The sequence below is a fragment of the Saccharothrix obliqua genome (assembly GCF_019375475.1).
Classification (GTDB): Bacteria; Actinomycetota; Actinomycetes; order Mycobacteriales; family Pseudonocardiaceae; genus Actinosynnema; species Actinosynnema obliqua.
The window spans coordinates 151,077-171,222 of record NZ_JAHXGQ010000005.1 but is presented as its reverse complement, the minus strand read 5'-3'; the positions used below and the strand labels follow the sequence as shown (position 1 = coordinate 171,222).

19 protein-coding genes are annotated in these 20,146 nt (G+C 72.1%); 9 read left to right on the top strand and 10 right to left on the bottom strand.

The features are described from left to right. The first annotated feature begins 66 nt into the window (after positions 1-66). Entirely contained in the window at positions 67-1,863 is a 1,797-nt protein-coding gene (locus KZQ38_RS17575) for an ABC transporter ATP-binding protein (protein WP_308258453.1), read from the top strand. Continuing rightward, positions 1,860-3,710, top strand: a complete 1,851-nt coding sequence (locus KZQ38_RS17570) for an ABC transporter ATP-binding protein (protein ID WP_219443179.1) — start codon at positions 1,860-1,862, stop codon at positions 3,708-3,710. The genes KZQ38_RS17575 and KZQ38_RS17570 overlap by 4 nt, the downstream gene beginning before the upstream one ends. Before the next feature lie 13 nt (positions 3,711-3,723). Here KZQ38_RS17570 and KZQ38_RS17565 read toward each other — a convergent pair whose 3' ends face one another. Together KZQ38_RS17565 and KZQ38_RS17560 are read right to left on the bottom strand one after the other, a co-directional pair. Beyond that, a complete protein-coding gene (locus KZQ38_RS17565) occupies positions 3,724-4,311 on the bottom strand; it encodes a DUF2537 domain-containing protein (RefSeq protein WP_219443178.1) in 588 nt (195 codons plus the stop codon). Positions 4,312-4,354: 43 nt separating this feature from the next. Next, entirely contained in the window at positions 4,355-5,131 is a 777-nt protein-coding gene (locus KZQ38_RS17560; protein WP_308258452.1) for a TrmH family RNA methyltransferase, read from the bottom strand. Between the two features lie 205 nt (positions 5,132-5,336). Here KZQ38_RS17560 and KZQ38_RS17555 point away from each other — a divergent pair, with 205 nt between their 5' ends. Further along, positions 5,337-6,836: a glutamate-cysteine ligase family protein gene (locus KZQ38_RS17555; RefSeq protein WP_219443176.1), complete on the top strand. Its 1,500-nt coding sequence runs from the start codon at positions 5,337-5,339 to the stop codon at positions 6,834-6,836. A 1-nt stretch (position 6,837) separates the two neighbouring features. Here the strand turns inward: KZQ38_RS17555 and KZQ38_RS17550 are convergent, their stop codons facing one another. Continuing rightward, positions 6,838-7,248: a hypothetical protein gene (locus KZQ38_RS17550; RefSeq protein ID WP_219443175.1), complete on the bottom strand. Its 411-nt coding sequence runs from the start codon at positions 7,246-7,248 to the stop codon at positions 6,838-6,840. Between the two features lie 487 nt (positions 7,249-7,735). Here KZQ38_RS17550 and KZQ38_RS17545 point away from each other — a divergent pair, with 487 nt between their 5' ends. Then, entirely contained in the window at positions 7,736-8,365 is a 630-nt protein-coding gene (locus tag KZQ38_RS17545; RefSeq protein WP_219443174.1) for a superoxide dismutase, read from the top strand. A gap of 227 nt (positions 8,366-8,592) precedes the next feature. Here KZQ38_RS17545 and KZQ38_RS17540 read toward each other — a convergent pair whose 3' ends face one another. From KZQ38_RS17540 to KZQ38_RS17530, 3 genes are read right to left on the bottom strand one after another with little or no spacing between them, the layout of a single operon-like run. Next, positions 8,593-9,918, bottom strand: coding sequence for an MFS transporter (locus KZQ38_RS17540; RefSeq protein ID WP_219443173.1), 1,326 nt, complete (start codon positions 9,916-9,918; stop codon positions 8,593-8,595). Between the two features lie 3 nt (positions 9,919-9,921). Next, on the bottom strand, positions 9,922-10,386 hold the full coding sequence (locus KZQ38_RS17535; protein WP_219443172.1) for a MarR family winged helix-turn-helix transcriptional regulator: 465 nt from the start codon (positions 10,384-10,386) through the stop codon (positions 9,922-9,924). 18 nt (positions 10,387-10,404) lie between these two features. Beyond that, positions 10,405-11,850 (bottom strand): NCS2 family permease, encoded by a 1,446-nt coding sequence (locus KZQ38_RS17530; RefSeq protein ID WP_219443171.1) that lies wholly within the window; start codon positions 11,848-11,850, stop codon positions 10,405-10,407. Between the two features lie 66 nt (positions 11,851-11,916). Between KZQ38_RS17530 and KZQ38_RS17525 the strand changes: the two genes are divergently transcribed. Beyond that, positions 11,917-12,174 carry a DUF2530 domain-containing protein gene (locus KZQ38_RS17525; RefSeq protein WP_219443170.1) on the top strand — a complete coding sequence of 86 codons (258 nt, stop codon included), beginning with the start codon at positions 11,917-11,919 and terminating at the stop codon, positions 12,172-12,174. A gap of 4 nt (positions 12,175-12,178) precedes the next feature. On the opposite strand, the gene KZQ38_RS17520 is transcribed toward KZQ38_RS17525, so the two are convergent. Both KZQ38_RS17520 and KZQ38_RS17515 read right to left on the bottom strand, forming a co-directional pair. Further along, positions 12,179-15,010: a sacsin N-terminal ATP-binding-like domain-containing protein gene (locus KZQ38_RS17520; protein ID WP_219443169.1), complete on the bottom strand. Its 2,832-nt coding sequence runs from the start codon at positions 15,008-15,010 to the stop codon at positions 12,179-12,181. Then, positions 15,007-15,795: a DUF3027 domain-containing protein gene (locus KZQ38_RS17515; protein WP_308258451.1), complete on the bottom strand. Its 789-nt coding sequence runs from the start codon at positions 15,793-15,795 to the stop codon at positions 15,007-15,009. Before KZQ38_RS17515 ends, KZQ38_RS17520 begins: the two co-directional genes overlap by 4 nt. A 58-nt stretch (positions 15,796-15,853) precedes the next feature. On the opposite strand from KZQ38_RS17515, the gene KZQ38_RS17510 reads away from it, so the two are divergent. After that, the gene (locus KZQ38_RS17510; RefSeq protein WP_308258450.1) at positions 15,854-16,615 is read left to right on the top strand and encodes a glutaminyl-peptide cyclotransferase; all 762 of its coding nucleotides are present in this window, start codon (positions 15,854-15,856) and stop codon (positions 16,613-16,615) included. Here KZQ38_RS17510 and KZQ38_RS17505 read toward each other — a convergent pair. Beyond that, positions 16,605-17,069: an Lrp/AsnC family transcriptional regulator gene (locus KZQ38_RS17505; protein WP_219443167.1), complete on the bottom strand. Its 465-nt coding sequence runs from the start codon at positions 17,067-17,069 to the stop codon at positions 16,605-16,607. The genes KZQ38_RS17510 and KZQ38_RS17505 overlap by 11 nt on opposite strands. A 231-nt stretch (positions 17,070-17,300) precedes the next feature. Here KZQ38_RS17505 and KZQ38_RS17500 point away from each other — a divergent pair, with 231 nt between their 5' ends. Both KZQ38_RS17500 and KZQ38_RS17495 read left to right on the top strand, forming a co-directional pair. After that, positions 17,301-18,614, top strand: a complete 1,314-nt coding sequence (locus KZQ38_RS17500) for an MFS transporter (RefSeq protein ID WP_372452250.1) — start codon at positions 17,301-17,303, stop codon at positions 18,612-18,614. 10 nt (positions 18,615-18,624) lie between these two features. Further along, positions 18,625-19,110 carry a DUF2771 family protein gene (locus tag KZQ38_RS17495; RefSeq protein ID WP_219443165.1) on the top strand — a complete coding sequence of 162 codons (486 nt, stop codon included), beginning with the start codon at positions 18,625-18,627 and terminating at the stop codon, positions 19,108-19,110. Between the two features lie 316 nt (positions 19,111-19,426). Here KZQ38_RS17495 and KZQ38_RS17490 read toward each other — a convergent pair whose 3' ends face one another. After that, positions 19,427-19,813 carry a cold-shock protein gene (locus KZQ38_RS17490; RefSeq protein ID WP_189221110.1) on the bottom strand — a complete coding sequence of 129 codons (387 nt, stop codon included), beginning with the start codon at positions 19,811-19,813 and terminating at the stop codon, positions 19,427-19,429. A 142-nt stretch (positions 19,814-19,955) separates the two neighbouring features. Here KZQ38_RS17490 and KZQ38_RS17485 point away from each other — a divergent pair, with 142 nt between their 5' ends. After that, positions 19,956-20,144 carry a hypothetical protein gene (locus KZQ38_RS17485; protein WP_219443164.1) on the top strand — a complete coding sequence of 63 codons (189 nt, stop codon included), beginning with the start codon at positions 19,956-19,958 and terminating at the stop codon, positions 20,142-20,144. Positions 20,145-20,146: the final 2 nt, after the last annotated feature.

The window sequence follows — 20,146 nt, the reverse complement described above, 5'->3', positions numbered from 1 at the left end:
GAAAAGGGGATGCTCGCGGGGGGCGAGGTTCGTACCGTGGAATCGGACCCGAGGGGGAAGACACACGTGGCAGAGCGCGCCCAGTCGCCGACCGGTGACAACGATGCACCGCACCACTCGACCGCCGCCACGGTGCGCAGGCTGTGGCCGTACTTCCGACCGGTACGCCTGCCCATGCTCGCGAGCATGGTGGCCGCGCTGCTCGCGATGCTGTGCGGGCTGGGCATCCCGCTCGTCACCCAACGCATCGTGGACGGCCCGATCGCCGACCGCGACCTGGGCGCACTGCCGCCGCTGGTCGGCCTGGTGCTGCTGCTGGGCGCCGCGGAGGCCGGCTTCTTCTACGCGCGCCGCCGCTTCATCGCGCGGCCGGCGTCCGACGTGGAGGCTCGGATGCGCGCCGACATGTACCACCACCTGCAACGGCTGCCGGTCTCGTTCCACGACGGGTGGCAGTCGGGCCAGCTGCTGTCCCGCGCCACGCAGGACCTGAACACCGTCCGCCGGTTCGTGGCGTTCGTCATCACCTTCCTGGTGGTGAACACGTTGATCGTGCTGACCGGCCTGGGCGTGTTGTTCTGGCTCTCGCCCGTGCTGGGCCTGATCGTCCTGGGCTGCACGCTGCCGCTGGTGCTGCTGTCCTACCTGTTCGAGACCAGGTTCAAGGTGGTGGCCCGCCGGGCGCAGGACCAGACGGGCGACCTGACCACCGTGGTCGAGGAGTCCGTGCTGGGCATCCGCGTGCTCAAGGCGTTCGGGCGCGGACCGCACCTGGCGCGGCGGTTCGTGCGGCAGGCCCGCGAGCTGCGCGACACCGAGCTGGCCAAGGTGCGGATCTTCGCGTTGCTGTGGGCGGTGCTGATCGTGCTGCCCGAGCTGGCCATCGCGGGGCAGCTCGCGTACGGCGCGGTGGGCATCGCGAACGGCACCGTCACGACGGGCACGCTGGTCGCCGCCGTCACGGTGAGCGCCTTCCTGCGGTGGCCGATCGACTCGATCGGCTGGCTGCTGGCGGAGACCAACCAGACCGCGTCGGCCTCCGAGCGGTACTTCGAGGTGGTGGACGAGCCCGTCACGATCACCGGCCCGGCCGAGGCGACGCCGCTGCCGCGCCCGGTGCGCGGGCACGTGCGGTTCGAGGACGTGCGGTTCGCCCACGGCCCCGGCGGCCGGGAGGTGTTGCGCGGCGTCGACCTGGACGTCCGGCCCGGCGAGACGGTGGCGCTGGTCGGCGCGACCGGGTCCGGCAAGACGACGGTGACGGCGCTCGTGCCGCGCCTCGCGGACGTGACCGGCGGCCGGGTCACCATCGACGGCGTCGACGTGCGCGACCTGGACCTGGCGGAGCTGCGCCGGGTCGTGGGCACGGCGTTCGAGGAGCCGATCCTGTTCTCCGCGAGCGTGACCGAGAACGTGGCGCTCGGCGGCGAGGACGTGAGCGAGGAGCGGGTCCGGGAGGCGTTGCGGGTGGCGCGGGCCGAGGAGTTCGTGGACGCGCTGCCGTGGGGCCTGGACACGCGGATCGGCGAGCAGGGCCTGTCCCTGTCCGGCGGGCAGCGGCAGCGGCTGGCGCTGGCCCGCGCGGTCGCCGGGCACCCGGCCGTGCTGGTGCTGGACGACCCGCTGTCCGCGCTGGACGTGCACACCGAGGCCGAGGTGGAGGCGGCGCTGCGGCGCGTGCTCAAGGGCGTGACGGCGCTGGTCGTCGCGCACCGGCCGAGCACGGTGCAGCTCGCGGACCGGGTCGCGATGCTCGTCGACGGCCGGATCGCGGCGGTCGGCACGCACCGCGAACTGCTGGCGACCAACGAGACGTACCGGCACCTGCTGGCCACGCTGGAGGACGAGGAGGTGGCGGCGTGACGGCCGTGGCGGACCGGGTGGACCGGCCCGAGGACGAGGAGCGGTGGCGCGGCGTCGCCGCCGAGGACGTCGAGGAACTCGACTACGCGACGGGCTCGAAGCTCCAGGCGCGGTCACGCCGGCTGCTCGGCTCGCTGCTGCGCCCGCACACCCGCGCGGTGGTGCTGGCGCTGGTGATCGTGGTCGCGGAGAACCTGGCGAGCCTGGCCGGCCCGCTGCTGATCGCCGCCGCCATCGACCGGGGCGTCCCGGCGGCGGTGGACGGGCGGCCCGCCGTGTTGGCGTGGTGCGTCGGCGGGTACGTGGGCACGGCGCTCGTGGCGACCGCGTTGCGCTGGTCGTTCGTGCGGTTGTCCGGCCGGATCGGGCAGGACCTGCTGCTGGACCTGCGGGAGCGGGTGTTCCGGCACGTGCAGAAGCTGTCCGTGTCGTTCCACGAGAAGTACACCTCCGGCAAGGTGATCTCGCGGCTGACCAGTGACGTCGACTCGCTCCAGGACCTGCTGGAGCAGGGCCTGGACGGTTTCTTCACGTCCCTGCTGTCGGTGGTCGGCATCTCGATCGTGATGCTCACCCTGGACCCGCCGCTGGCGATGGTCGTGTTGTTCGGCTTCCTGCCGCTGCTGGTGCTCGTCCGCTGGTTCCGCCGCCGCTCGGCCACCGCGTACCGGGGCACGCGTGGCGCGATCGCCAAGGTGATCGTCCAGTTCGTGGAGACCATGAACGGCATCCGCGCGGTGCAGGCGTTCCGCCGGGAGCACCGCAACCGCGGGATCATGGACGAGTTCAACGGCCAGTTCCGGGACGCCAACGCCGACGCGTTCCGGGTGATGGCGGCGTTCACCTCGCTGGTGCGGCTGATCGGCAACGTCTCGCTGGCGGTGATCCTCGCGCTGGGCGCGTGGCGGGTCGCGAACGGCGACCTGGAGCTGGGCGTGCTGGCCGCGTTCACGCTGTACGTGCGGCGGTTCTACGACCCGTTCGACGAGATCGCCATGTTCGCCAACTCGTACGCCTCGGCCACGGCCGCGCTGGAGAAGATCTCCGGCGTGCTGGAGGAGAAGCCGGCCGTGCCCGAGCCGGACGACCCCGCGCCGCTGCCGGACGTGCGCGGGCAGGTGGCGTTCGACGGCGTGGAGTTCCGCTACTCGGCGAGCACCCCGGTGGTGCTGCCCGCGTTCGACCTGCACGTGCCCGCCGGGCAGACGGTGGCGCTGGTCGGCGCGACCGGTGCGGGCAAGTCGACGCTCGCGAAGCTGGTGGCCCGGTTCTACGACCCGTCCGCGGGCGCGGTGCTGCTGGACGGCGTGGACCTGCGGTCGGTCGCGGACGAGGACCTGCGGCGGGCCGTGGTCATGGTGACGCAGGAGAACTTCCTGTTCGACGGCTCGGTGGCGGACAACATCGCGCTGGGCAGGCCGACCGCGACCCGCGAGGAGGTCGTGGCGGCGGCACGGGCGGTCGGCGCGCACGAGTTCATCTCCGCCCTGCCCGACGGGTACGACACGGACGTGCGCAAGCGCGGCGGTCGGCTGTCGGCCGGGCAGCGGCAGATGGTGGCGTTCGCGCGGGCGTTCCTGGCGGACCCGGCGGTGCTGGTGCTGGACGAGGCCACGTCGAGCCTGGACGTGCCGTCGGAGCGGCTGGTGCAGGGCGCGCTGGAGACCGTGCTGGCGCGGCGGACGGCGTTCATCATCGCGCACCGGCTGTCCACCGTGCTGATCGCGGACCGGGTGCTGGTGATCGACGGCGGCCGGGTGGTGGAGGACGGTTCGCCCGAGGAGCTGATCGCGGGCGAAGGCCGGTTCGCCGCGCTGCACTCGGCGTGGCGGGACTCGTTGGCCTGACGGGGAGGGTGGCCTACAGCAGCGTCGAGAGCAGGGCGAGCCAGGCGGCCGGCACGCCCGCCACGACGCCGTAGGCCACCCAACGCCACACCGGCACGTTGCGGGCCAGCCAGACGGACGGCGTGATGCCGCCGACCACCAGGACGTTGGCGATCAGGGCGAGCCAGCGGCTGGTCTCGCCGAGGCCGAGCGACAGCGTGACCACCATGATCGCCACCACGGCGGCGGTGATCACGCTGACCGTCAGGCCGGTGCCCCACGGCGTCTTCTCCGGCGGCCCCGCGGGTTCGGGTTCCGGTTCGGGGTCGGGCGCGCCGACCACGTACTGCTCGCCGGTGACCGGGTCGGTGTAGGCGACGGTCGTGCCCATGTCGGCGGCCAGCCGCCCGGCGAGCTGCCGACCGCGCCGGGCCACCAGGGCGCCCGCCGCGCCGTCCTCGGGCGTGTCGGCGCGCAACACCGCGTCGGCGACCTTCGCCCACTCGTGCAGCGCATCGGCGAGTCCCGCGCCCAGCGGCAACGCGTGCGGGTCCACCTCCCGCTCGCCCGCGTCGTCACGACCCGCGAGCACGGCTCGGCCGCCCTGGACCCGCAGTTCCACGGATTCCTCCTCATGGGGGTGCTGCTGGGTCGACGTTAGCCGGTCAGCCGAGCGCGTAGAAGGCGATCGCGCCCGCGGTCGCGACGTTGAGCGAGTCGACGCCCTCCGCCATCGGGATGCGGACGGCCACGTCGGCGGCGGCGATGGCCTCGTCGGTGAGGCCGGGTCCCTCCGCGCCGAGCAGCACGGCGGCGCGCCCGCCCGCGAGCCCGGCCTCGGGCAGCGGCACGGCGTCGGCTCGGGGTGTCAGCGCGGCAATGCGGAAACCGGCGGCCCGCAACGCTTCCAGTCCGGTCGCCAGGTCGGGCAGGTGCGCGAACGGCACGCGCAGCACGTGTCCCATCGAGACGCGGACGCTGCGCCGGTACAGCGGGTCGCTGCACCCCGGTCCGAGCAGGACGCCGTCCACGCCCAGCGCGGCGGCGTTGCGGAACAACGCGCCCAGGTTCTCGTGGTCGCCGACGCCCTCCAGCACGGCCAGCCGCCGGGAGGTGGCGGCGAGTTCGGCGGCGGTCGGTTGGGGCGCGCGGTCGGCGGCGGCGAGCACGCCGCGGTTGAGGTGGAAGCCCACCACCTCGGCCATCACCTCGGCGGAGGTCACGTAGGCGGGCGCGGGCAGGTCGCCGAGCGCCTCGACGCGGCGGCGCACGCCGAGCAGCGCGCGCACCGGGTAGGGCGAGGCGAGCAGCCGTTCCACCACCACCACGCCCTCGGCGATCACCAGGCCCCGGCCGCCGGGGCGGTCGGGTCGGCGGTCCGCCGTCGACAGGTCCCGGAAGTCGTCCAGCCGCGGGTCCGCCGGGTCGTCGATCTCGATCACCCGGGCAGTGTCCCACTTCCCGACATGTGAACACCGCTCGTAGTCCAGAGGGCCGAAAGGCGAGCCTCCAACCTGCATGTTCTCGCTGATTGTTACTGCGGTGTGACAGAGAGCACCGATTTGGGCGCTGGCGGGCCGGTGATCACTGTGTCACGGTTGGCCTCCGCTGAGCCCGCCGGAACAGCCCGACCGATTGGGAGGCGGCATGGGTGGCAAGGTGTCCGTTGGCGTGTTCACCAGGGAGGACCGGCAGCGCTACCGCGAGCGGGTCCAGCGGTGCCTGGACGCACTGGGAACCATGTTGGCCGAGGACAGCTTCTCCTTCCCGCGCCAGCAGATGGGGCTGGAGATCGAGCTGAACCTGGTCGACGACGAGTGCCGTCCCGCGATGGCCAACGCGGAGGTGCTGGAGAAGATCGGCGACCCGTCGTTCACGCTGGAACTGGGGCAGCACAACCTGGAGGTCAACGTGCCGCCCCGGGAGCTGGCCGGCGACCAGACCCTCGCCCTGGAGCACGCGCTGCGGGAAACCCTCTCCTCGGCGGACGACAAGGCGCACGACGCGGGCACGTCCATCGTGATGATCGGGGTGCTCCCTACGTTGCGGCAGGAGCACTTCGACCGCCGGTGGCTGTCCGACAGCCCGCGGTACGCCCTGCTCAACGACCAGATCTTCGCGGTGCGCGGCGAGGAGACCGTGCTGTCGATGGAGGGCGCGCCGATGCCCGGCGGCACGACGCCCGAGAAGTTGTTGAGCTACGCGGAGTCCATCCTCCCCGAGGCGGCGTGCACGTCCGTCCAACTGCACCTCCAGGTGGCGCCGGACGACTTCGCCGCGCACTGGAACGCCGCGCAGGCGTTGGCCGGCGTGCAGGTGGCGATCGCGGCGAACTCACCGTTCCTGCTCGGCCGCGCGCTGTGGCACGAGACCCGCGTGCCGTTGTTCCTCCAGGCCACCGACACCCGCACGGTCGAGCTGAAGAACCAGGGCGTGCGCCCGCGGGTGTGGTTCGGCGAGCGGTGGATCACCTCGATCTTCGACCTGTTCGAGGAGAACGTCCGCTACTTCCCCGCGCTGCTGCCGGAAACCGGCGACGAGGACCCGCTGGACGTGCTCGGCGCCGGTGGCACGCCGGCGTTGACCGAGCTGCGGCTGCACAACGGGACCGTGTGGCGGTGGAACCGGCCGGTGTACGACGTGGTGGACGGCGTGCCGCACCTGCGGGTGGAGAACCGCGTGCTCCCGGCCGGCCCGACGGTGTTGGACACCATGGCGAACGCGGCGTTCTTCTACGGCGCGCAACGCGCCCTCACCACCCTGGAACGTCCACTGTGGACACAGATGTCGTTCCAGGCGGCGGAGGAGAACCTGTACGCCGGTTCACGGCACGGGATGGGCGCGCAGCTCTACTGGCCGGGCATCGGCTGGGTGCCGCCGGACGAGCTGGTGCTGCGGCGGCTCCTGCCGTTGGCGCACGAGGGCTTGCGGGCGTGCGGCGTGTCCGACGCCGCGCGGGAGAGGTACCTCGGCGTCATCGAGGCGCGGTGCCTGGCGCGGCGCACCGGGTCGCAGTGGCAGCGGGAGACCGTGGCGTTGCTGGAGGAGCGCGGTGCGGACCGGGAGGCGGCGCTGGGCGCGATGCTCTCCCGGTACGTCGAGCTGATGCACACCGGCGAGCCGGTGCACACGTGGCCGGTCGGCTGAGTCAGCGACGACGGCCGGCTTTGAGCGGTGCGACGTCCGCGCCGTCGTGGGAACTGCGGCACTCCTCGGGCGTCACCGCCTCGACGGCCAGCGTCAGCATCCCCTTCACGCCGGTGTAGATCGACTCGCCCGCCGACGCCAGGGACGCGTGCACCCGGTTGGAGTCGGAGAAGTCCCGCTCGTCCTTGGTGCGCTTCTTGCCCGCCTCCTCCGGCTTGGTCGCGCTGCGGAGGTTGACCTCCAACCACGCCGCGACCTCGGTCGGGGTGGTCAGCACCTCCTCCGGGGTGCGCTCCAGGCGCTCCTGCCGGGGTGAGGCGTGGTCGAGGGACGTGTGTTCGACGTAGGCGTGCCAATGCGTGTTGCGCAGCGACCACGTCTGCTCGATCGGCCAGTCCTCCTCGGTGCCCATGGGCGTCATCTTGCCAGGCACCGCACACCGCCCCCCTGATCAACCCCCGCATATTCCGCACCGGCTCGCGGGGGCGCCGCGTGACCGGCTCTCCGGACCCGCGTCGCGCCGCCCGCCGGCCGCGCACCCCGGGCCGACCGCCGCGGCTCACCCACCGGGGCCGCGCACCTGCCGCGGTCGGCCCACGCGGCTCGCGCCCGCCGCCGGCAGGCGTCCACAGTAGACAGATCGGGCGGCGATCCACCTCGCCGAACCTAGACCTAAGTCAATGTCCAGACATCGCCTCACACGGCGGCTGACCAGGTGAAACACCCCTCCGCCCCGGCACCGCCAGGCCCCGCGCCCAACCTCACCGCCCGCGCGCCGCCGGACCACCCGCGTGCATTCCCGATCCCACCGAAAAGCCTTGTGATCACCACCCCAGTTTCGGGCGGCCGTGGTTGCAAGTAGATTGCAGGTACAAGAGTGTTGCAACGAGGGGATGGTCATGGCCCAGTACGTGCTGCCGGATCTCGACTACGACTACGGCGCCCTCGAACCGGCGATCATCGGCGAGATCAACGAGCTGCACCACAGCAAGCACCACGCCGCTTACGTCAAGGGCGCGAACGACACGATCGACCAGATCGCCGAGGCGCGGGACAAGGAGTCCTTCGGCTCCATCGTCGGCCTGGAGACGACGCTGGCGTTCCACCTCGCGGGTCACGCGCTGCACCAGGTGTGGTGGAAGAACCTCTCGCCCAACGGCGGTGACAAGCCGGTCGGCGAGCTGGCCGCGGCCGTGGACGAGCACTTCGGCTCGTTCGACAAGCTGCGCGCGCAGCTGGGCGCCGCCGCGTCCACCATCCAGGGTTCCGGCTGGGGCATCCTCGCGTGGGAGCCGGTCGGTCAGCGGCTGATCACCCAGCAGCTCAAGGACCACCACTCCAACCTGTCGATCGCCACCACGCCGCTGCTGGTGTTCGACATCTGGGAGCACGCGTACTACCTCCAGTACCGCAACCTCAAGGCGGACTACATCTCCGCCCTGTGGAACGTCGTCAACTGGGACGACGTGGCCGCGCGCTTCGAGGCCGCCCGCGCCGGGCAGAACGGTCTCCAGCTGCCGCAGCAGTGACAGGCTCGGCGGTGGATGCTCCGACAAGCTCCCATCGCTGACACGACGAGGCCCCGCTCCCCGGCGGTACGACCGGGAGGCGGGGCCTCGTCTGTTCCCGAACTGACTGCCGCTCCCACCACGAAGCGACGAGCTTAGGTTAGCCTAAGCTCGCTTCGTTGGGAAGTCCGGAGCACCAAACCGCGTGCGACCAGCCAACACCCGACACCCCGGAGCCACGTGGTCGATCAGACGCGGGCTCGACGGCGCAGGCCCAGGCGGTACGTCGGCAGGGTCAGCCCGCCTCGCTTGGCCAGCACGAACCCGCCCACCAGCGCCGCCACGATGGACACCACGCCACCCGCCACCAGGGGGGCACGGGCCGTGAAGTGCTCGGCCAGCCAGCCCATCACCGGGCCGCCGACCGGGTTGCCGCCCAGGAACACCAGCATGTACAAGCCCATCACCCGGCCGCGCATCGCGGGTGACACGGCCAACTGCACGGTCGCGTTGGCGGTGGTCGTGAAGGTCATCATGGCGATCCCCACCGGGATCAGCACCACGCCCACCAGCCACAGCGACGGCATCAACCCGGCAGCGATCTCCAGCACGCCGAACGCCAACGCGCCCACGATCAGCAACCGCAACCGCGGCTTTCCCTTGGCGCTGCGCCGAGCCGCCAGCGTCGCGCCCGCCAACGTCCCCACCGCCAGCATCGTGGACAACAACCCGTACGCATCGGCGTCACCACCGAACGTGTTGCGCGCCAACACCGCCAGCGTCACGTAGAAGTTCAACCCGAACGTGCTGATGAAGAACACCAGGCACAGCAGGATCACCAGGTCCGTCCGGCCGCGGACGTACCGCAGACCCTCGCGGAGCTGGCCCTTCTCCCTGGGCACGGGCTCGTCGCGGTGCAGTTCGGCCGGGTTCATCAGCACCAGGCCGGCCAGCACCGCCAGGAAGCTCACCGCGTTGATCAGGAAGACCCAACCGGTGCCGACCACGATGATCAGGCCACCGGCCACCGCGGGCCCGACCATGCGGGCCAGGTTGAACGTCATCGAGTTCAGCGCGACCGCGTTGGTGAGCTGGTCACGACCGACCATCTCCACCACGAACGACTGGCGCACGGGCGTCTCGACCGCCGACACGGCGCCCAGCAGCAAGCACAGCAGGTAGACGTGCCACAGTTCCGCGATGCCGGTGACGTCGAGCAACCCCAGGGTCAGCGCACACAGCCCGAGCCCGGTCTCCAACGCCAGCAGCAGCTTGCGCTTGTCCATCCGGTCGGCGAGCACGCCCGCCCACAACGACAAGAACAACGTCGGCGCGAACTGGAGCGCGGCGGCGATGCCCAGGGCGACCGGTGAGCCGTCGGACAGCTCCAGCACCAACCAGTCCTGGGCAACGCGCTGCATCCACAGCCCGACCAGGGAGATGACCTGCCCGGACGCGTAGAGGCGGTAGTTGCGCACGCGGAGCGAACCGAACATGCGCCGCTTGCCCGGCGGGGGTAGCGCCTCTCGACGATCGGTCCGATCGGTCTCCGCACCACCCGCGTACGCCGGCACTCGTTACTGCCCCGCCATCCTGTCGATTATCTCGGCGGCGCGCGACAGCACGCCCCGTTCCTCCGGTGTCAGCTCCGCCAGCCGCACGTCGAGCCACGCCTCGCGCGCCGACACCTCTTCGTTGATGTAGCTCTGCCCGGACTCGCTCAGTTCCACGATGGCCTGTCGCCCGTCCGTGGGGTGCGGGCGTCGGGTCGCGAAGCCGAAGTCCTCCAGCGCCGCGATGACCCTCGTCATGGACGGGGGCTGGACGCCTTCCTTGGCGGCCAGCTCGCCGGGCGTCAGCGGCCCGCACTTGTGGAGCGTGGACAACGCGGACACCTGGGTCAGCGAGATCACCGAGTTGACCCGTTGGGCGCGGAGCCTGCGGTTCAGCCGGACCACGGCCAGCCGCAGCCGGCTCGCCAGCCCCCGTTCCGCGTCGCTCTCCGCCACGTAGTTAGCATACCTCACGATCTCTGCGCCCATCGTGTGAACTTGCCCATTTCAGCTCCCGAACACGGCCTGGATGGGCCCGATGCCGAAGTAGACGACGAACGCACCGGCCACACCCCACATCAGCGGGTGGATGCTGCGTGCCCGCCCGGTCATCGCCCGCAACACCACGTAGCTGACGAAGCCCGCGCCGATGCCGTTGGCGATCGAATAGGTGAACGGCATGACCACGATCGTGAGGAACGCGGGCAACGCCACGGAGAAGTCCGTGAAGTCGATGTCCCGGACCTGGACGATCATCAACGCGCCCACGATGACCAGCGCCGGGGCCGCGGCCTCCACCGGCACGACCGAGTACAGCGGCGTCAGGAACATCGCCGCCAGGAACAGCAGGCCGGTCACGACGTTCGCCAACCCGGTCCGCGCGCCCTCCGCGATGCCCGCCGCCGACTCCACGAACACCGTGTTCGACGACGAGGACGCCGCACCACCCGCGACCGCGCCGACGCCGTCCACGAACAACGCCCTGCTCACGCCCGGCAGCTGCCCGTCCTTGCCGATCAACCCGGCTTCCTTGCCCAGGCCGGTCATCGTGCCCACGGTGTCGAAGAAGTCCGTCAGCACCAGCGTGAAGACCACCAGCGCGGCGGTCAGCGCGGGCAGCCGCGTCCACGCGCCGAACGACACGTCGCCGAGCAGCGACAGGTCCGGCAGCCCCAGCACCTGGTCCGGCAGCGCCGGGTAGCCGAGGTTCCAGCCCTCCGGGTTCACGCCCTTCGACGGACCCGCGTGCACCACCGCCTCCAGCACCACGGACAGCACCGTCGCGCCGAGCACGCCGATCAGGATCGCGCCCTTGACCCGGCGCGCCACCAGGACGCCGGTCAGCACCAGGCCCACCACGAACACCAGCGTCGGCCAGGACGCGATGGAGCCGTTGATGCCCAGTCCGACCGGGACGGTCGTGCCCGCCTCGTCCGGGACGCGCCGCACGAAGCCCGCGTCGACCAGGCCGATGAAGCAGATGAACAGGCCGATGCCGACCGCGATGGCCGCCTTCAGCTCGGCCGGCACGGCGTTGAACACCGCGGTGCGCACGCCCGTGAGGACCAGCAGCAGCACCACGAGGCCGTTCACCACGACCAGGCCCATCGCCTCGGGCCAGGTGACCTTCGGCGCGATCGACACGGCCAGGAACGAGTTGATGCCCAGGCCGGTGGCCAGGGCGAAGGGGTAGTTCGCGACGAGTCCGAACAGGATGGTCATGACGCCCGCGACCAGCGCGGTCACCGCCGCGACCTGCGACACCGGCAGGATCGCGCCCAGGACGTCCGTCTTCGCCGACGGGTCGTCGGCCGCGAAGCTGCCCAGGATGAGGGGGTTGAGGACCACGATGTAGGCCATCGCGACGAACGTGACGACACCGCCACGCACCTCGCGGCCGACGGTGGAGCCGCGTTCGGAGATCTTGAAGAAGCCGTCCAGGCCGGTGGCCATACCCGTCTTCCCTTCGGTCGGTGCCGGCGCGCCCGGCTGGGGTTTCCGGCAGGTAGCCTGCCCCACGTGGCCGAACAGTCCCAATCGCCGCCCGCCCCGCCGCCGCTGCCGGCGCGCCTGGCCGACCCGGTGCCCGCCATCGCGGGCGGCACCGCCCTGTGGCTCCTCGCGTTCCTCGTGGTGCTCGTGTTCTTCCGGGAGCAGACGACGCTGCTGTGGACGTGCCTGTCCGGCGGCGTGCTGGGCGTGATCGGCTACGGCGTCTTCCGGTGGCAGCGCTCGGCCGCCCGCCGGGGCTCGCGCACCGCCCAGCAGGGCCTCTGACCGGTCAGCCCAGCAGCACCGTCGGCGTCGGGTCCGCGATCAGCGCCGCGAACGTGAACCGGTCGGCCCACCGGCCGGTCGCCCACGCCAGCGCACGCGCCAGCCCCTCCGGGGTGTCCGCCGCGTGCGGCACGCCGTCGGCGACCCACCACGACACCTCGTGCCGCTCGCCGTCGAACTCCACCACCAGGTCGTCGTGCACGACGACGGGACTGGTCGGCAGGTCCACGCCGAGCAGGTCGCACGCCAGCCGCACCGCGCCCAGCTCCGCCCACACCACCTCGTCGCCCGCGCCGACCACGTCCCCGCCGACCTCCTCGGACGCCAGGGGCAGCGCGAGCAGCTCCGCCAGCACGGCGGGGGAACCCTCGGCGGCCAGCACCTGCGCGCCCGGCAGCACGCCGATCAGCCACGGCAGGTCCAGCACCACCACGTCGTCGGCGGGCACGGCCTCGCCGGTGAGCACGCGCACCCGGTCCGGCGGCTCGACGCCCACCACGTCGGCGACCTCGGCCAGCGCCGCGTGCACCCGCAGCACCAGCGCGTCCGCCAACACCCGCTCCGGGTCACCCAGGCGGGCCAGCAGGTCGGTGACGTCGTCCTCGTCCAGCACGGCCAGCGACGTGCGCACACCGGCCGCGGCGAGCACGTGCGGCGGCACGTCCACGTCCGGCACCACGTCGTACAGGCCGTCCAGGCCCACCGCGTCGGGCAGCCGCCAGGCGTTCAGCGGCACGCCGCCCAGGGTCGCGTAGCGGGCCAGCCACCAGCCGGTGTAACCGTCCGGCTCGGTCACCGCGCGCCACGTCACCGGGTCGGCGGCCATCATCCGCAACGCCTCGGGCCACCTGTCCCGGGCCACCAGGTCCAGGTCCCGGATGCCGACCACCCGCGTGGGCGGCTCCTCCGCCGCGTCCCACCAGTAGCCCTCGTCGGCGAGGTCGTGGTCCGGTTCGGTCGGCGAGTCGTCGACCACGACCGTGAAGCCGTCCAGCACGCCCACGGCCGCCAGCACGTCACGCGGCCACTCGGCGGCCAACGCCGCGTCCAGCACGCCGATCGGCGCGTCCGGCTCCAGCACGTCCAGCAACGCCGAGTCGGGGAACGCCAGCTCGTCGGCCCGCCGCCACTCGCCCGCCGAGTCGGGCAGCGCCAACTCGCCCAGCCACGGCCGCCCGCCCGCGCGGTCCACCAGCGACAGCACGGTCCGCACCAGGTCGGGACCCTCCAGCGCCGGGTCGTCCAGGCTGCGGTGCACGGCCTCGCGCACGGCGTCCGAGTCCAGCAGCTCCGCGGGACCCGCCTCGGTCGCCCCGAGCCGCAGCAGCAGCGGGTGCGCCGCGTCGGGGTGGACGACCCGCAGGCCGGTCAGCCCGGCGGGCGCGTCGGACGACAGCAGCAGCACCCCGCGCGGCGAGCTGACCAGCCGGCCGTCCGCGAGCGGCACGGGCAACGCGCCCAGCGCCTCGCGCGCGGTGGAGTCGACGTCCGCCAGCGGCGACAACGCGGCGTACACCTGGTGCCACCACTCGGGGTCGCCGCCGACGCCGGCCAGCGCCTCGACCACCTCGCCCACCGACATCCGGGGCACTTCCAGCGCCGCCAGCGCCCTGGCGTGCGCGGGAAGCGTCAGTTCCGCGTCGAGCAGACCGGGTACCACGTCCTCCAGCAGCTCGACCAGTTCCTCGGACGGCGCGTCGAGCACCCTGGCCGCGGCCGGGGTGGTCCACTCGCCGCTGGCCAGCGGCAGCCAGGACGCGCCGCGCAACGCGGCCAGCACCCGGTCCCGCAGCAGGCCGTCCACCTCGGACAGCGGGAAACCCGGCAGCGGCACCAGCGCCGTGCGCTCCACCGCCGGCAACGCCGACACCAGCTCCGGGTAGGCCGCGGCGGCCTGCTCCAGCACGTACGACGCCGCACCGCCGACCAGCACCCGCCGCCGGGACGGCTCCACCGGCAGCGTCGCGATCAGGCGGGCGGGCAACGACAGCTTCTCGTCCGTCGGCGTCGGCGCGTGCAGCACGTCGCCGCTCAGCGGCTCGTCCATCGGCCACGCCCAGCAGGCGCTCCAGTGCGGCCGGGCCTCGACGCCCTGCACCAGGGTCGCGGGCAGCTCGCCGCCGACCCGGTGCACCCGCCACCGCGCCGCGCCGGCCGGGCCGGTGAGCACCACGACGCCGTCCTGCTCGGTGCGCTCCCACACCAGCTCGGCGCCCACCTCGACCCGGCGCAGGCCGGGCAGGGCGAGCAGCAGGTCCGGCACCTGCTCGGCGAACTCGGCCAGCAGCGCGGAACCGTCCACCTTCAGCGGCAGCCGCACCTCGGTGTCGAAACCGGCGGGCACGTCCGCCTCGTCGGTCGGCCACACCAGCCGCAGCACCGGCACGTCGCCGCCACGCGCGGACGCCAGCTCCGGCACCGCCTGCCGGGTGCGCGCCGCGGAGAACAGGACGCCACCGGACGACGACACCACGCGGGGCGCGTCGGTCACCGCCAGCACGGCCGCGAAACCCACGCCGAACTGGCCGACGGTGTCCAGGGACTTGGCGGAGGCGCGCAACGACGCCAGGGCCGCCACGCCGTCCGCGGTCAGCGGCGCGCCCGTGTTGGCCGCCCGCAGCTCACCGTCGACGAGGGACAGCCGCAGCACACCGGGTTCCGCGCCGGCCGCGTCGGCGGCGTTCTGCGCCAGCTCCACCAGCAGCCGGTCGCGGTAACCGCCGAGCCGCAGGTCCTCCTCGGCGTTCGCGTCCTCCCGGAACCGGGTCGGCGAACCACGCCACGCGGCGAGCACCGAGTCCCGGAGCGCCTCGGTGCCGAACGGGTCCCGGCTCACCGACCGGTTTCCGGCTCGTTGGCCTCCACGTCCAGCACGGCGTCGTCGTAGACCAGGTCGGCCACCGGCACCGCCGGGCCGTTGTCCACCGCCACCTCCGAGTGCGCGCCGCAGCCGTACTCCACGTGCACCACGTGCCCGTCGGCCGGCGTCAGCTCGTTCGCGCACACGCCGAACGCCGCGCCCAGCGAACCGGCGACCCGCGCGTAGAAGCCGCACGTGCCGCACTTGGCGGGCGCGCTGCGAGCCATCTCGCTGCGCGGGCCGAAGTCGCCGCCGTGCCAGCGGGCCGCCGCGTCCAGGACGCCTTCGCGGGAGAGCACGCGCACCCGGCCGAGGCCGACCTCCAGCGCCACCTCCTCCACCGCGGGGTCCGCGGAGCCCACGTAGCCGGGCGCGAGCCGCGGGTCGTCCTCGCGGGCGGGCAGCAGGTCGCCGACACCGAGGTCGCCGGCACGCACGCGCTCGTGCCACGGCACCCAGTCGGGGGCGACCAGCGCGTCGTCGCCGGGCATCAGCACCACCTCGGACACCGAGACGGGCGTGCCCGGACCGGCGTGCGCGATGGTGACGGCCCAGTTCCAGCCCCGGTAGCCCGCGTGCTCGGCCTCGAACAGGTGAGTGACCGACGACTTGTCCTCGGCGAGCACGCCCACGTGCCCCCCGACGGGTTCGGCCCCCGCTTCCTCCTGCGCGGCGGCACGGGCGGTGCTCACCGCTTCGGCGCCGGTGAGCACCGGGTCGGCGAACGCGGTTTCGGGCTGCTGGGTCGGCGTGGCGGTCACAGGGGGAATTGTGCCGCACGCCGGCACGGCCCCGTGCACACGTGCCACCCTTTCGGACGTGCGGTGGCTTCTGGTGGTCGTGGTCTTCGTGTTGTCCGCCGGGTGCACCGGTGCGCCGAGCGCGCCGAACGCTCCCGCCAAACCGGGTGTCGAGGTGCTCGGCACGATCCCCCACGACACGTCCGCGTTCACCCAGGGCCTCGAACTGGTCGACGGCGTCCTCTACGAGGGCACGGGCCTGACCGGTCAATCCACCCTGCGCCGCCTGAACCCGGAGACCGGTGAGGTCACCCGGCGGGTCGACCTGGAGCCGGAGCTGTTCGGCGAGGGCGTGACCGCGGTCGGCGACCGGATCTGGCAGCTCACCTGGCAGAACGGCGTGGCCATCCAGTGGGACCGCAACACCCTGGAGGAGGTCGGGCGCGTCCCCTACGACGGCGAGGGCTGGGGCCTGTGCCGCGACGGCGGGCGCCTGGTGATGAGCGACGGCACGGAGGAGCTGCGGTTCCGCGACCCGGAGACGTTCGCGGAGACCGGGCGCGTCACCGTGCGCCGCAACGGCGTGCCGCTGGTCCGCCTCAACGAGCTGGAGTGCGTGGGCGGCAAGGTCTGGGCGAACCTCTGGCAGTCCGACGAGATCGTCCGCATCGACCCCGCCACGGGCGCGGTGGAGCAGACCGTCGACCTGAGCCCGATCCGGCCGGCGGACGTGCCGAGGACGGACGTGCTCAACGGCATCGCCGCCCTGCCCGCCGCGGGCGAGTTCCTGGTGACGGGCAAGAACTGGCCGACGATCTTCCACGTGCGGATCACAGGCTGACCGCCAACCCGGTCTTCACGGCGTCGAAAACCGGCAACACCTCGTACCGCTTCACGTTCGGGTCACGCCGGAACAGCTCGTCACCCACCTCCCGGCAACGCTCCGCGTCCGGTGTGGACAACACCACAAGGTAGTCCCAACGCCCCGTCAACGCGTAGCACTGCTGCACCTCTCCCACCCCCCGCACCCGCTCCGCGAACGCGTGGTGATGAGCGGGGGAGTCCAGTTCCAGGGTGACCAGCACCACCGCCAGCACCACACCCAGCCGGGCGGCGTCCAGCACGGCGACCTGCCCGGCGAGCACCCCGTCCGCGCGGTACCGCGTGATCCTCCGCTGCACCGCGCTGGGCGAGAGCCCCACCAGGTCGCCCAGCTCGCGCAAGGTCCGCCCGGCGTCCCGCTGGAGCTGGTCGAGCAGCTCCCGGTCCACGTCGTCCACGGGAGAAGACTGCAACCACGCCTCCCCGGCGGCAATGTCTGAGACAGCCGCCACCTCGTGAGGCAGGATTGGGCCGTGACCCCTCCACGGCCGGAAGACCAGTCGCGGCGGTACCCGTGGGAAGACGACGAGTACCAGCCACGCAGCCGGCCGCACACCCGGGAGGAGCCACCCACAACGAAACCAACTCCCGAACAGCAACCAACCCAGCCGGCTCCCCCGCCCAGGAAGATCACGGTCACCCGGGTGGCCCTGTGGCGGACCAGGCAGCTGAGCAGCCAGGCGGTAACGGCGTTCCGCAAGGCGGCCCACGCGGACGGGGCCAAGCAATCGGGCCTGTCATCACTCACGTACGCGGTGATGATGAACTACGCCGCCGACGCGGCAATGGCCGTAGCCCTGGCCAACACCCTCTTCTTCTCCGCCGCCACGGGCGAGAGCAAGGGCAAGGTCGCGCTGTACCTGCTCATCACGGTCGCCCCGTTCGCCTTGGTGGCGCCCGTGATCGGTCCCGCGCTCGACCGCATCCAGCGGGGGCGCAGGATCGCGCTCGCCGCGTCGTGCGTGCTGCGCGTGCTGCTCTCCGTGATCATGGCGGTGAACTTCGACAACTGGGGCCTCTACCCGGCCGCGCTGGGCAGCATGGTGTTGTCGAAGTCGTTCACCGTGCTCAAATCCGCCATCACGCCCCGCGTCCTGCCCCCGGAGATCACGCTCTCCAAGACCAACGCCCGGATGACCGTGTTCGGCTTGGCGGCAGGTGGCGTCTTCGGCCTCTTCGCGGCCGGTTTCGCGAACATCTTCGGCTCACCGGGCGCACTCTGGTTCACCGCCGTCCTCTGCCTGGGCAACGCCTGGCTGTGCCTGCGCATCCCGTCGTGGGTCGAGGTGACCGAGGGCGAAGTCCCCACCAGCCTCCGCGCCCGCCCGCTCAAGCCGAAGCGCCAGCCGCTCGGCCGGACCGTCGTGGTCGCCCTCTGGGGCAACGGGTCCATCCGCATGTTGACCGGTTTCCTGATGCTCTTCGCGGCCTTCGTCGTGCGCGCGCAGACCGAGGGCGAGCCCTTCCTCCAACTGCTCCTGCTGGGCGTGATCGCCAGTGCGGCCGGCATCGGCAGCTTCCTGGGCAACGCGGTGGGCGCGCGAATGCAGTTCGGAGCGCCCGACCAGGTGGTCATCGGCTGCCTCACGGCAACGCTGGTCGCCACGATCGTCGCCGCCGTGCTGCCGGGTCTGATCACCGCGGCCGTCGTCGGCCTGGCCGGCGCCACCGCCAGTTCGCTGGCCAAGGTGAGCCTGGACGCGGTCATCCAGGACGACCTGCCGGAGGAGTCGCGGGCTTCGGCCTTCGGCCGTTCGGAAACCATCCTCCAGCTCGGCTGGGTGTTCGGCGGTGCCCTGGGCGTCCTGCTGCCGACCGAATACTGGATCGGTTTCACGGTGCTGTCCGGCCTGCTGGCGTGCGGCCTGGCGCAAACCATCCTGTCCCGGCGGGGCAGTTCGCTGATCCCGGGCCTGGGCGGCGACCGCCCCATCCGCCCCACCGCCGTCACACCGTAGGCTCCACCCCGTGCGCCGAGCCCTGTCCGTACTGCTGACCGCCGGTTCCCTCCTGGCAGCAACCGCCTGCGCCGCACCGGGGAACCCCGAGGTGACCTTCTACGCGGACGGGAAGACGGTCACCGTCAAGCCCACGCAATACTGCGACGTGAAGTCGGAGGACTGCGACGTGGACCCGCGAGCCACCGGCGTCCTCCGCGTCCGACCCGGCCGGACGGTGCAGATCTCCGTGCCGGGCGAACTGGCCAACAGCGCCTGGTCGGTGAAGTTCACCTACCGCAACGCGGCGGGCGAAGCCCAGGAACCCCTACGCAGCCGCCTCTTCACCGAACGCGACCCGAAGTACGCGTACTCGCTGGTCCTGCCCAACCGCGACGACCAGCTGGAGAGCGTCGAGGTCCAGCAGTACGGCGCACGAATCGAAGCAGGCACAGCAGGCGGCGCCTTCGACTTCGTGGCACGAGGCACCTGGGTCCTCTCAGTAGACGACCGCTGACCCACCCGCCACACACGCACAGCAGCTCCGCCACACTCGGCAGCTCCGCCCCCACACCCGGCAGCTCCGCCGCACACTCCAGCTCGCCGCACTCGGCAGCTCCGCTGCACACTCCAGCTCCGCTGCGTGTCATCCCCGTATGGCCTGCGCGCCAGCGAACCGCGCTCGTTCCCAGGGTGCAAACACGCACTTCGTTTGCGCCCTGGGAACGAGCGCGGTTGTCTTGACCAGGCCATACGGGGATGACACGCAGCCCGCACTTCACGTCATCCTTGGCGGCCTGCCAAGCGGCGAGCGTCGTTTTTAATCCAGACCCTTACGGATCCAACTCCCGCGCAACAGCACGCACCACGTCCGCGATCAGCTTCGTGTTCTTCCGATCGGGGTACCGCCCGCGGCGCAGTTCGGGCTGGACCTTCAACTCCAGCAGTTTGATCATGTCTTCGATCAGGCCGTGCAGCTCCTCCGCCGGCCGGCGGCGCGCTTCGGCCACCGACGGCGCGGGGTCGATCAGCCGGACGGACAGGGCCTGCGGCCCGCGCCGCCCCTCCGCCATGCCGAACTCGATGCGCTGCCCGGCCTTCAGGCCCTCGACGCCGGGGGGCAGCGCGGATTTCCGCACATAAACGTCTTCGCCGCCGTCCTGCGTGACGAAGCCGAAGCCCTTCTCCGAGTCGTACCACTTGACCTTGCCGGTCGGCACCGTGTTCACCAATCCCTCGACAACCACACGACGAACGCGCCCCGGGCGCACCCAGGACGCGTCCCTCCAGAATATCCAGAACACCACCGCCGGGGCACCTCCGATAGCGGTACTCGCGCACCCGGCGACTACCCTCACCCGCATGACGACCTCGAAGCTGATGCCGGTGGCAGTGCTGATCTTCGCCTGCGGTGTGGTCGCGATCGTCGCCATGTTCGCCGCGGGTCGCGAGGGTCTTCCCGCCTGGGTGTTCGCCGCGGGGTGGCTTCTCGCACCGGCCGGCCTCGCTCTGGGCGTTCTCGGCGCGGTGCGCTCTTCAAAACGTCGGTAACA